The following is an 11,497-nucleotide window of genomic DNA, read 5'->3' on the forward strand; positions in this document are numbered from 1 at the left end:
TGCTGGTGCTGCTGATCGTGCCGATCACCATCTTCCACCGCTACCAGTCCAAAGAACTTGAGTCGCGGCTGTCATGAGCCAGCCGGGCCGCAATTCCGCGTTCACCAAGGGCATGCTGGCCCTGGGCTTCGTTTTCCTTTACGCGCCCATCCTCAGCCTGATGGTGTATTCGTTCAACGAATCGCGGCTGGTGACGGTGTGGTCGGGCTTTTCGGTGAAGTGGTACGGCGAACTCTTCCGCGACCAGCAGATGATGGACGCGGCCTGGGTCAGCATCCAGGTGGCCTTCTGGACCGCCTGGGCCTCGGTGGTGCTGGGCACGATGGCGGCGATGGTGATGACCCGCTTCCGGCAGTTCCCCGGCAAGACCCTTTTTGGCGGCCTGATCACGGCGCCGCTGGTGATGCCCGAGGTCATTACCGGCCTGTCGATCCTGCTGCTGTTCGTGTCCATCGGGCCGGTCATCGGCATCGGCGGCCAGCGCGGCATGCTCACGATCTGGATCGCCCACGTCACTTTCTGCATGGCCTTCGTCACGGTGGTGATCAGCTCGCGCCTGGGCGAGCTGGACCGGTCGCTGGAAGAGGCCGCCATGGACCTGGGCGCGAACCGGCTGAAGGTGTTCTTCGTGATCACCCTGCCGATCATTGCACCGGCGCTCATCTCCGGCTGGCTGTTGGCGTTTACCCTGAGCCTGGACGACCTGGTGATCGCCAGCTTCGTCTCCGGTCCTTCGTCGACGACCTTGCCGATGAAGGTGTTTTCCTCCGTGCGCCTGGGCGTGAGCCCCAAGATCAACGCCCTCGCCACGCTGATGATCGCCGCGGTGTCCGTGGCCGCTGTCATCGGCTGGTGGGTGATGCACCGCGAAGAACGTAAACGCCAGCGCGACGCGCAGCTGGCGCTGCAGAAGGGTTGAAACCATGAGCCAAGCCAATCGAGACCCCTGGACCGGGGAAGTCCGGCCTTTTCCAAAAATGGACGGCGACGCCATTGAATCCCGGCTGGCCGCGGCCGCGGCGGCCTTCCCGGCCTGGTCGGGGCGCGAAATCAACGAGCGCGCCGTGTTGCTGCAGCGCGTGGGCGCCGGCCTGAAGGCTTCGCGACGCGATCTTGCCCTGACGATGACCGCGGAAATGGGCAAGCTCCACCGCGAAGCCCTGGCCGAAGTGGACAAGTGCGCCGATGCCTGCGAGTACTACGCGCAGAACGCCGCGGGCTACCTGGCCGAGCAGGCGATCGCCACCGAGGCTGCGCGCAGCTACGTGCGCTACGTGCCCCTGGGCTGCGTGTTCGCGATCATGCCGTGGAACTTCCCGGTCTGGCAGGTTTTCCGTTTCCTCGCGCCCAGCCTGATGGTGGGGAACGTGGCCTTGCTCAAGCACGCCACCAACGTGCCCAGCTGCGCGGACGCGATTGCCGAGGTTCTGGCCGAAGCCGGCGTTCCCGAGGGTGTCTTCGGGGTGCTGCACATCAACAACGAGCAGGCCGCGGACGTCATCGCCGACCCGCGGGTCAAGGCCGTCACCCTGACCGGCAGCGAGCGTGCCGGCCGGGCGGTGGCTTCCCAGGCGGGCAAGCATCTCAAGAAATGCGTGCTCGAGCTGGGCGGCTCCGACCCCTTCGTGGTGCTCGACGATGCCGACCTGGACGCAACCGTGAAGGTGGCCGTGCGCTCGCGCTTCGGCAACGCGGGCCAGACCTGCATCGCCGCGAAACGTTTCATCGTCACGCCCGGCATCGCCGACCGCTTCGTGCAGGCCTTCGCCGACGCCGCTTCGAAGCTGGTGGTGGGCGATCCCAATGACGATGCCAGCAGCCTGGCGCCGATGGCGCGCGCCGACCTGCGCGACGAACTGCACCGGCAGGTGCAGGACAGCGTCGCCAAGGGCGCACGCGTCCTGCTGGGCGGCCAGCCGGGGCAGGGCGACACCCACTATCCGGCGACGATCCTCGATGGCGTCAAACCCGGCATGCCGGCCTGGGACGAAGAGCTGTTCGGCCCGGTGGCCTCGATCCTGCGCGTGGCCGACGAGGCCGAGGCGCTGCGCGTAGCCAACGACACGCGTTATGGCCTGGGTGCGAGCGTCTGGACCACCGATGCCGCCCGCGGCGAGCGTTTCGCGCGCCAGATCGATGCCGGCGCCTGTTTCGTCAACTCGCTGGTGAAGTCCGACGTGCGCCTGCCGTTCGGCGGCACCAAAGCCTCGGGTTTTGGCCGCGAACTCGCCGAACACGGCATGCACGAGTTCACCAATATCCAGACCGTTTACGTCGCCTGAGGCGCGGGGGGTCGCAGGCGCGCGAAAAAAAGCTAGACTCGGCCCGTTGGCGTGGTCCGAAGGGGGCGGCCTGCCTGATAACAGGAGGTGACGCTTGGATACGAAACACTCGCGGCGAACCGCCGCACGGGGTTGGGGTCTGGCCGTGGCATTTGCCCTGGCCACTCCGGCGTGGGCGCAGGACGGCGGCGATCGCGATGCGGTCGAGGCCCAGCTGGCGCAGGCCGCAGCCGCGGTGGATGCCGCCAGCCAGGAGGTGCAGGCCCGCCAGGCCCAGCTCGAGGCCGCGCGTGAAAGCCTGTCCCGGGCCGAACGTGCCCGCGACCAGGCGGCTGACCGGCTGGCCCGGGCGGAAGCCCAGGCTGCGAAAGGGCGGGTAACCCGCCGCCAGGTGGACCAGGACCGACAGTCGGCCGACCGGGCCATCGAAGCCGTGCGCCGGGCCAGCGAAGAAATCCAGGCCCTGGAAGCGGCCATGAACGACGGCCAGGCCAGCCTGCTGGCCGCCAAGTCGGCCGTGGACGCCGCCAGCGCCAGCGTCGCCCGGTACCTGGGCGACGAGCCGGGCGCCTGAGCGTGCACGACTGGCGACTGGTGACCGAGCGTGCGGTGCGGGGCAACCCGCCGCCCGCCCGGCGCGTGGAAAAAACGCCGGACCAGTGGCGCGCGCTGCTGTCTCCCGACGTTTTCCAGGTGACCCGCCTGGCCGGCACCGAGCGGCCCTACAGTTCGGAAATGTGCGGCCTGTTCGAACCCGGCCGCTATGGCTGCGCCTGCTGCGCCACGCCGCTGTTCGACGCGGGCACCAAGTTCGAATCCGGCTCGGGCTGGCCTTCGTTCACGGCGCCGCTGGCCGACGAGGCCGTGGCCTACAAGGCCGACGACAGCCACGGCATGGTCCGAATCGAAATCACCTGCAACGCCTGCGACGCCCACCTGGGCCACGTCTTTCCGGACGGCCCGGCGCCCACCGGCCTGCGCTACTGCACCAACGCGCTGTCGCTGCAGAAACTCGCCGACTGAATTCCGAAGTCCCAAACGACAACGCCGCCCGGATGGGCGGCGTTGGCGTGTTTGGTGGAGGTGGGGGGAGTTGAACCCCCGTCCGAGAGCACTCGATCTCCGGCACTACATGCTTAGCTCGTTGTTGATTCTCGTACGACGGCAACACAACGTGCGAGGCACACCGTCGTCCACACCCGCTAAGTTCACTACCGGTTGGCGGGTCGCCGCCGGCAGCTGTTCCGTGATAATGACCCTACATCCACGAGCACGGGCACAAGTGGGTTCGGGGCTTACGCCTTAAGCGGCGAGAGCGTAGTTGTCGTCGTTGGCAACTAAATTTTGCAGCTGGATTAACGAGGAAAGCTACCCCCTCGGCATGCGCCAGTCGACTTCGCAACCCCCGTCGAAGCCAGGTCACCCCCGGATACGCGGAAATCGATTCGTTCAACCGACCCGGCAAGTATGGGGGCGGGGGCAGGGGACCACAAGGACCTAAGGGAGGGGCTTCAGCCCCGGTTGGGTCTCAGGCGTCCTTGTTATGTTTTCTCATGACGCGCTGCTTGTCGCGTTCCCAGTCGCGGTCCTTGCTGGCCTGGCGCTTGTCGTGGCTTTGTTTGCCCTTGGCCAGGGCCAGCTCCAGTTTCACCTTGTTGCCCTTCCAGTACACGGCGGTGGGGATCAGGGTGTAGCCGTCGCGTTCGACCTTGCCGACCAGCTTGTCGATCTCGTGCCGGTGCAGCAGCAACTTGCGGGTGCGGCGGTCGTCCGCCACCACGTGGGTGGAGGCCTGGCTGAGCGGGGTTATCTGGGCACCGAACAGGAAGATCTCGCCTCGTTTGACCACGGCATAGGCGTCGCCCATGTTCATGCGGCCGGCGCGGATGGACTTGAGCTCCCAGCCCTGCAGGGCGATGCCCGCCTCGAAGCGGTCCTCGAGGTGGAATTCGTGCCGGGCGCTGCGGTTTAGGGCGATGGTCTTGTTGCCTTCCGCCTTGGCCTTGCCGCTTCCGGTATTCTTGGCGTTGTTTTTCTTCGACATGTCCTTTCCTTGGCGGTCATTGTCGCCCATCGCGGGCCGGCTGGGGGAGGGCGCGGTTAGGAGCCCATGACAAGCATTCATCGGCACGCCCTGGTCCGGCATTCGGCGCGGCGCATGTACGACCTGGTCAACGACGTCGCGTCCTACGCGGCGCGCTTTTCCTGGTGCGAGGCCTCCGAGGTCTTCGAAGCCTCGGAAACCCACATGCTGGCGCGGCTGGACCTGCGCCTGGCCGGCCTGCGCACCAGCTTCACCACGCGCAACCGGCTCGAGGCGCCCACGCATATCCACCTGGAGCTGGTGGAAGGGCCCTTCCGCCGGTTCAGCGGCCACTGGTATTTCCACACCCTGGCCGAAGACGCCTGCAAGGTCAGCCTGACGCTTGAATTCGACGTCGCCGGCAAGGTGCTGGGCACGGCCATGGCCGTGGGCTTCCAGGGCCTGGCCGACCGCATGGTCGACGACTTCTGCCGCGAAGCCGATCGCGCCTGACATGGCCGGCGCGCCGCTGCGCATCGAAGTGGTTTGCGCCCGGCCCGGGCGCGCCTGGCGGCTGGCGCTGCAGCTGCCGCCGGGCGCCACGGTGGCCGACGCGCTGACGGCCGCGGACCTGCCCGCGAAGGTGCCGGGGCTGGTGGTGGACATGGAGTGCCTGGCTATTTTCGGCCGGGCGGTGAAGCCGGGCGACACGCTGCGCGACGGCGACCGCGTGGAAGTGCTGCGGCCGCTGCTGATAGACCCGATGCAGGCCCGGCGGCGCCGGGCGCGCGACGCTTAGCCGCCGCTGGGCGGACGACGCGGCTTGTCCTTGTCGCGGGCGAGGTTGCCGAAGCGGCGCATCTCGGCGGCCAGTTCGGTGTCGGCCTCGGGGAAATATTCACCTTCCCAGCGTGCCAGCGAATCACCTTCGAACCACAGCGTCAGGTTCTTGATTTCCGTGTCACCGACGCGGCGGCGTTCGCTGGCGATGTAATCCCAGCGCGACTGGTTGAACGGATCGGCCAGCGGCGGCGAACCGAGCAGGCTGAACACCTGCGCGCGGGTCAGGCCGACCTGCAGTTGTTCGACGTTCCGGGTCTCGAGCAGGTTGCCCTGGAAAACGGGCTGGCGGTAAACGATGCCGCAGCCGGCGATCAGGGTGGTGGCGAGCAGGAGCGTGAAAGCCTTGCGCATTGCTTGGGTATCCGGGACTGTCCGGGGCCGATGATACACTACGGCCCGGCGACGCCAGCCAGGGCCACTCCCTGCGACGACAGGCATTCAGGAGACGACATGGAATCCCAGGACCTGCGCAAGGCCGGACTCAAGGTGACCCACCCGCGCATGCGCATCCTCGACGTGCTCGAGTCCACCGGGCGCAAGCATCTTACGGCCGAGGACATCTACCGCCAGCTGCTCGACAACGGCGACGACATCGGCCTGGCGACGGTGTACCGGGTGCTTACCCAGTTCGAATCGGCCGGCTTGGTGCTCAAGCACAACTTCGAGGGTGGCCAGGCGGTATACGAACTCGACCACGGCCAGCACCACGACCACATGGTGGATGTTGATACCGGCAAGGTGATCGAATTCACCAGCCCGGAAATCGAGCGCCTGCAGCACGAGATCGCCGCCAAGCACGGCTTCGACATCGAGGACCATTCGCTGGTCCTGTACGTGCGGGCAAAAAAGAAGAAGTAGCCTTACCTGCCGCTGGCCCGCGAAAGCAGCTGGCGGGCGTTGGCGCGTACCTCCTTGGTGATCTCGACGCCGCCCAGCATGCGGGCGAGTTCTTCGACGCGGGCCTTTTCCGAAAGCGCTTCGACCTGGCTGTGCGTGCTGTCGGCTTCGACCGCCTTGCTGACCCGGTAGTGGTGGTGGCCCTGGGCCGCCACCTGGGGCAGGTGGGTGACGCACAGCACCTGGCGTTCGCCGCCCAGGGCGCGCAGTTTCTGGCCCACGACTTCGGCGACCGCGCCGCCGATGCCGGTGTCGACTTCGTCGAAGACCATGGTCGGCACGGCATCGAAGCCCAGGGCGGCCACTTCGATGGCCAGGCTGATGCGCGCCAGTTCGCCGCCCGAGGCGACCTTGCGCAGCGCCCGCGGCGGCTGGCCGGGGTTGGCGGAGACCAGGAATTCGCAGCGTTCGGCGCCCTGTGGGGTGGGGCGGGTGGTGTCCAGCGGCTCCAGGGCCACGGTGAACACACCGCCACCCATGCCCAGCTCGCCCATCAGGCCGGCCACGGCCTCGCCCAGCTGCGTGGCCGACCGGGCGCGGGCCTGGCCCAGGCGGGCGGCGGTTTCATTCCATTCGCGGGCGGCGGCTTCGCGCTCGCGCCCCAGGCGGGCGGCCCGTTCGCCGGCGCCGGCCAGGCCCTCGAGTTCTTCCTGCAGCTGGTCGCGGCGGCCGGCCAGGTCCTCGAGCGGCACGCGGTGCTTGCGGGCGAGGTCGTGCAGGCGGGCCAGGCGGTCTTCCAGCGAGCGCAGGCGGTCGGGGTCGAGATCGAAGTCGTCGTGCAGGCGTTCGATGCCGGCGGCGGCTTCGGCCAGCTGGATGCCGGCTGATTCAAGCAGGGAAAGCACTTCGGCCAGGCGCGGTTCGTCGCCGGCCAGGCGGGCCAGTTCGGCCTGGGTCTGGTGCAGCAGGCGCTGCAGCGACAGGCCTTCGTCGCCGGCCAGGTGGGCCAGGGCGACTTCGCAGCCCTGCAGCAGGCTTGCGGCGTTGGCCTGGCGGCGGTGGGCGGCGGCCAGTTCTTCCAGCGATTCCGGGTCCAGGGTTTCGGCGGACAGCTCCTGGACCTGGTGCTCCAGCCAGGCCAGGCGTTCGCCGACGTCGCCGGCACGGGCCAGGTCGGCCAGCTCGCGGTCGATGCCGGCCCAGCGGCGGGCGGCTTCACGCACGGCTTCGAGCAACGGGCCGTGCTGGCCGAAGGCGTCGAGCAGGGCCAGCTGCTGGCCGCGGTCGAGCAGGGCCTGGTGTTCGTGCTGGCCGTGGATCTCGACCAGAAGCCCGCCCAGGGCGGAAAGCTGGCCGAGCGTGGCCGGGCGGCCGTTGATCCAGGCCCGCGAGCCGCCGTCGGCGCGCATGACCCGGCGCAGCTGGCAGGCATCGCCGTCGTCGAGTTCGTTTTCGCGCAGCCAGGCCAGCGCGGCCGGGGCGTCGGCGAGCCCGAATTCCGCCGCCAGTTCAGCGCGTTCGGCGCCGTGGCGCACCACGCCGGCGTCGGCGCGGGCGCCGGTGAGCCACATCAGCGCGTCCACCAGCAGCGACTTGCCGGCGCCGGTTTCGCCCGAGACCACGGTCATGCCCGGCCCGAAGGCCAGTTCCGCGCGGCTGACGACGGCAAAATCCTGGAGGGTGAGGTGGCTGAGCATGCTGGCGGCGATTTTGCCTGAAAGCCCGAGCTTCGGCTGCCCCTGTCTCAGGGAACAAGACGCGTGACGCCCGCCGGCGGGTAAGGCTTCGCCCCGGCGGGCGCCACGTCTTGCGCCGGGGCCCCGCCGGCCTTATCTATGGGCCATGGACTTCGACCTCGACCCACGCGCGCGGCGCCTGCTGCGCACCCTGATCGCCCAGCACATCCGCGACGGCGAACCCGTGGGCTCGCGCACGCTGGCCAAACGTTCGGGCCTGGACGTCAGCCCGGCGACGATCCGCAACATCATGTCCGACCTCGAGGAAATCGGCCTGGTCTCGGCGCCGCACACCTCCGCGGGCCGTATCCCCACGGCCCAGGGCTACCGGGTGTTCGTCGACAGCCTGCTGCCCATGAAACCCCTGCAGGACGCCGAAGTGCAGCAGCTGCGGGCCCTGCTGCCGGCCGGCGCCGGCACCCAGGCCCTGCTGTCGAACACCAGCGAACTGCTGTCGGCGATGAGCCAGTTCGTCGGCGTCGTCACCGTGCCCCAGCGCAGCCAGTTCGCCTTCCGCCACATCGATTTCGTGCCGCTCGACGGCCAGCGCATCCTGGTGATCCTGGTCTTCACCGACAACGAAGTGCAGAACCGCATCATCAGCCCGCGCCGGACCTACACCACGTCCGAGCTCGAGCAGACCGCCAATTACCTGAACATGCATTTCGCCGGCCAGCCGCTGGCCGAAATCCGGGCCCGGCTGCTGCGCGACCTGCGCGACACCCGCAGCGAGATGGAGCAGCTGCTCTCGGCCGCGGTCGAGCTGTCCGAACAGGCCCTGGGCGGCGGTGGCTCCCTGCCCGAAGACATGCTGCTGGCCGGCCAGACCCGGCTGATGGGCGTGCAGGACCTGTCCGACATGGAGCGCCTGCGCGACCTGTTCGAGGCCTTTTCCCGCAAGCGCGAGATCCTGCAGCTGCTCGAGGGCACCCTCAAGGCCCAGGGCGTGCGGGTGTTCATCGGCGAGGAAACCGGCCTGGCCCAGCTCGATGCCTGCACCGTGGTCACCGCGCCCTACCACGCCCAGGGCAAGGTGCTGGGCGTGCTGGGCGTCATCGGGCCCACCCGGATGGCCTACGAGCGGGTGATCCCGATGGTCCAGGCCACCGCCGACCTGCTCGGCGCCGCCTTGAATCCTGAACCGCCGGCCCCATAGGGGTACCCGACCCCCGCCGGATGCGGGGCAGCCACCGGATATCCCATGCAAAACCAGAACCCGAACCCGGACGCGCAGGCGTCCGAAGACGTCCCCGATTTGGACACCGACAGCCTGGCCAACGAGCTCGAGCAGCTGCGTTCGGCCCTGGGCGACCTGCGCGAAGAGGCCCTGCGCGAACGCGCCGAGCTCGACAACCAGCGCAAGCGCCTGGCCCGCGACGTCGACCAGGCCCGCCGTTTCGCCAACGAAAAGCTGCTCTCGCAGCTGCTGCCGGTGCTCGACAGCCTCGAGGCCGGCCTCAAGGCCGCCGGCGACGCCACCGGCCCGCTCAAGGACGGCCTTGAGCTGACCCTGCGCCAGCTGTTGAAGGTGGGCGAGGACAACGGCCTGGCCCAGATCGACCCCGAAGGCCAGGCCTTCGACCCGGAATGGCACCAGGCCATCAGCCAGCTCGAGTCCCCCGGCGCCGAGCCGGGCAGCGTCGTGCAGGTCTTCCAGAAGGGCTACGCCCTGAACGAACGCTTGCTGCGACCGGCCCTGGTGGTGGTTGCCGCCGGCTGAGGGCTTCACGCCCCTTGAACAACCCGCGGCGGGCCCCATTTACCGAACATCCGCGGCCGCCGCCGCCAACACAGATACTGATCCTTCAGGGAGTAACACCATGGGCAAGATCATCGGCATCGACCTGGGCACCACCAACAGCTGCGTTTCCGTGATGGAAGGCGGCGTGGCCAAGGTCATCGAAAATTCCGAGGGCGACCGCACCACGCCTTCCATCGTCGCCTTCACCAAGGACGGCGAAGTCATCGTCGGCGCCTCGGCCAAGCGCCAGGCGGTCACCAACCCCAAGAACACCTTCTATGCGGTGAAGCGCCTGATCGGCCGCAAGTTCACCGACGCGGAAGTCAAGAAGGACCTCGACCTGGTGCCCTACGGCATCCTCGCCCATGAAAACGGCGACGCCTGGGTGCAGACCGCCGACGGCAAGAAGATGGCGCCGCAGGAAATCTCGGCCAAGGTGCTCGAGAAGATGAAGAAGACCGCCGAAGCCTACCTGGGCGAGACGGTCACCGAAGCCGTGATCACCGTGCCGGCCTACTTCAACGACAGCCAGCGCCAGGCCACCAAGGACGCCGGCCGCATCGCCGGCCTGGACGTCAAGCGCATCATCAACGAGCCGACCGCGGCCGCGCTGGCCTATGGCATGGACAAGAAGGGCGGCGACCGTAAGATCGCGGTCTACGACCTGGGCGGCGGCACCTTCGACGTCTCGATCATCGAGATCGCCGAAATCGACGGCGAGAAGCAGTTCGAAGTGCTGGCCACCAACGGCGACACCTTCCTGGGCGGCGAAGACTTCGACGCCCGCGTCATCGACTACCTGGTCGAAGAGTTCAACAAGGAACAGGGCATCGACCTGCGCAAGGACCCGCTGGCCCTGCAGCGCCTGAAGGACGCCGCCGAGCGCGCCAAGATCGAGCTCTCGTCGAACCAGCAGACCGAAGTGAACCTGCCGTACGTCACGGCGGACGCCTCGGGCCCGAAGCACCTGAACATCAAGCTCACCCGCGCCAAGCTCGAGGCCCTGGTGGACGACCTGATCAAGAAGACCATCGAACCGTGCCGCGTGGCGCTCAATGACGCCGGCCTGCGTGCCAGCGACATCGGCGACGTCATCCTGGTCGGTGGCCAGACCCGCATGCCGAAGGTGAAGGCCGCGGTCGCCGAGTTCTTCGGCAAGGACCCGCGCCAGGACGTCAACCCGGACGAGGCCGTTGCCATCGGCGCCGCGGTCCAGGGCGGCGTGCTCGCCGGCACCGTCAAGGACGTGCTGCTGCTCGACGTCACCCCGCTGAGCCTGGGCATCGAAACCCTGGGCGGCGTGATGACCAAGATCATCGAAAAGAACACCACCATCCCGACCAAGGCCTCGCAGGTGTTCTCCACCGCCGAGGACAACCAGTCGGCCGTGACCGTGCACGTGCTGCAGGGCGAGCGCGAACAGGCCCGCTTCAACAAGTCGCTGGCCAAGTTCGACCTTTCGGGCATCGACGCCGCGCCGCGTGGCATGCCGCAGGTGGAGGTGTCCTTCGACATCGACGCCAACGGCATCCTGCACGTGTCGGCCAAGGACAAGAAGACCGGCAAGGAGCAGAAGGTCGAGATCAAGGCCGGCTCGGGCCTGAGCGAGGAAGAGATCGCGCAGATGGTGCGCGACGCCGAGGCGCACCGCGAAGAGGACAAGAAGTTCCACGAGCTGGTGACCGCGCGCAACGCCGCCGATGGCCTGATCCACGCCACCCGCACCGCGATCACCGAGCACGGTTCCAAGGTGCCCGGCGAGCAGCTGGCCGGCATCGAAACCGCGCTGTCGGAGCTTGAGACCGCGATGAAGGGCGACGACAAGGCCCAGATCGAGGCGAAGACCCAGTCCCTGCAGCAGGCCGCGCAGTCGCTTTACGCGGCGGCCGCCGGTGGCCAGGAAGGCGCGCCGGAAGGCGGCGCCGAGCCGGGTCCGCAGGCGCAGGCCGAAGACGTGGTGGACGCCGAGTTCACCGAGGTCAAGGACGACGACAAAAAGTGATTATTCCTGCCGCGCCGGTGGCGCGGCGGAATA

Annotated in this window: 13 protein-coding genes and 1 other RNA gene; 10 read left to right on the plus strand and 4 right to left on the minus strand. The window is 68.1% G+C overall.

All coding sequences use genetic code 11. The features are described from left to right. The first annotated feature begins 73 nt into the window (after positions 1-73). From AACZ35_RS08235 to msrB, 4 genes are all read left to right on the plus strand, one after another. Positions 74-919 carry an ABC transporter permease subunit gene (locus AACZ35_RS08235; RefSeq protein ID WP_339828124.1) on the plus strand — a complete coding sequence of 282 codons (846 nt, stop codon included), beginning with the start codon at positions 74-76 and terminating at the stop codon, positions 917-919. A 4-nt stretch (positions 920-923) separates the two neighbouring features. Beyond that, a complete protein-coding gene (locus AACZ35_RS08240) occupies positions 924-2,282 on the plus strand; it encodes an NAD-dependent succinate-semialdehyde dehydrogenase (protein WP_339828126.1) in 1,359 nt (452 codons plus the stop codon). Positions 2,283-2,427: 145 nt separating this feature from the next. Continuing rightward, positions 2,428-2,856, plus strand: a complete 429-nt coding sequence (locus AACZ35_RS08245; RefSeq protein ID WP_339828128.1) for a hypothetical protein — start codon at positions 2,428-2,430, stop codon at positions 2,854-2,856. A 2-nt stretch (positions 2,857-2,858) separates the two neighbouring features. Further along, positions 2,859-3,305: a peptide-methionine (R)-S-oxide reductase MsrB gene (gene msrB, locus AACZ35_RS08250; protein WP_339828131.1), complete on the plus strand. Its 447-nt coding sequence runs from the start codon at positions 2,859-2,861 to the stop codon at positions 3,303-3,305. A 52-nt stretch (positions 3,306-3,357) separates the two neighbouring features. Here the strand turns inward: msrB and ssrA are convergent. Together ssrA and smpB are read right to left on the minus strand one after the other, a co-directional pair. Next, positions 3,358-3,709: a transfer-messenger RNA gene (gene ssrA, locus AACZ35_RS08255) on the minus strand. 101 nt (positions 3,710-3,810) lie between these two features. Then, a complete protein-coding gene (gene smpB / locus AACZ35_RS08260) occupies positions 3,811-4,326 on the minus strand; it encodes an SsrA-binding protein SmpB (protein WP_339828133.1) in 516 nt (171 codons plus the stop codon). Between the two features lie 66 nt (positions 4,327-4,392). On the opposite strand from smpB, the gene AACZ35_RS08265 reads away from it, so the two are divergent. Together AACZ35_RS08265 and AACZ35_RS08270 are read left to right on the plus strand one after the other, a co-directional pair. Next, positions 4,393-4,818 (plus strand): type II toxin-antitoxin system RatA family toxin, encoded by a 426-nt coding sequence (locus AACZ35_RS08265; protein WP_339828135.1) that lies wholly within the window; start codon positions 4,393-4,395, stop codon positions 4,816-4,818. Between the two features lies 1 nt (position 4,819). Next, a complete protein-coding gene (locus tag AACZ35_RS08270; protein WP_339828137.1) occupies positions 4,820-5,104 on the plus strand; it encodes an RnfH family protein in 285 nt (94 codons plus the stop codon). Here the strand turns inward: AACZ35_RS08270 and bamE are convergent. Beyond that, entirely contained in the window at positions 5,101-5,499 is a 399-nt protein-coding gene (gene bamE, locus AACZ35_RS08275) for an outer membrane protein assembly factor BamE (protein ID WP_339828140.1), read from the minus strand. The genes AACZ35_RS08270 and bamE overlap by 4 nt on opposite strands. Positions 5,500-5,598: 99 nt before the next feature. On the opposite strand from bamE, the gene fur reads away from it, so the two are divergent. After that, entirely contained in the window at positions 5,599-6,006 is a 408-nt protein-coding gene (gene fur / locus AACZ35_RS08280) for a ferric iron uptake transcriptional regulator (protein ID WP_339828142.1), read from the plus strand. A gap of 2 nt (positions 6,007-6,008) precedes the next feature. On the opposite strand, the gene recN is transcribed toward fur, so the two are convergent. After that, positions 6,009-7,682, minus strand: a complete 1,674-nt coding sequence (recN, locus tag AACZ35_RS08285) for a DNA repair protein RecN (protein ID WP_339828144.1) — start codon at positions 7,680-7,682, stop codon at positions 6,009-6,011. A gap of 145 nt (positions 7,683-7,827) precedes the next feature. On the opposite strand from recN, the gene hrcA reads away from it, so the two are divergent. From hrcA to dnaK, 3 genes are all read left to right on the plus strand, one after another. After that, the gene (gene hrcA, locus AACZ35_RS08290; protein WP_339828146.1) at positions 7,828-8,877 is read left to right on the plus strand and encodes a heat-inducible transcriptional repressor HrcA; all 1,050 of its coding nucleotides are present in this window, start codon (positions 7,828-7,830) and stop codon (positions 8,875-8,877) included. A 45-nt stretch (positions 8,878-8,922) separates the two neighbouring features. Continuing rightward, the gene (grpE, locus tag AACZ35_RS08295) at positions 8,923-9,441 is read left to right on the plus strand and encodes a nucleotide exchange factor GrpE (protein ID WP_339828147.1); all 519 of its coding nucleotides are present in this window, start codon (positions 8,923-8,925) and stop codon (positions 9,439-9,441) included. Between the two features lie 100 nt (positions 9,442-9,541). Then, positions 9,542-11,464: a molecular chaperone DnaK gene (dnaK, locus tag AACZ35_RS08300; protein WP_339828149.1), complete on the plus strand. Its 1,923-nt coding sequence runs from the start codon at positions 9,542-9,544 to the stop codon at positions 11,462-11,464. The last annotated feature ends 33 nt before the right edge of the window (positions 11,465-11,497 follow it).

Origin of the sequence: uncultured Arenimonas sp. (assembly GCF_963976025.1) — a bacterium.
Taxonomy (GTDB): domain Bacteria; phylum Pseudomonadota; class Gammaproteobacteria; order Xanthomonadales; family Xanthomonadaceae; genus Arenimonas.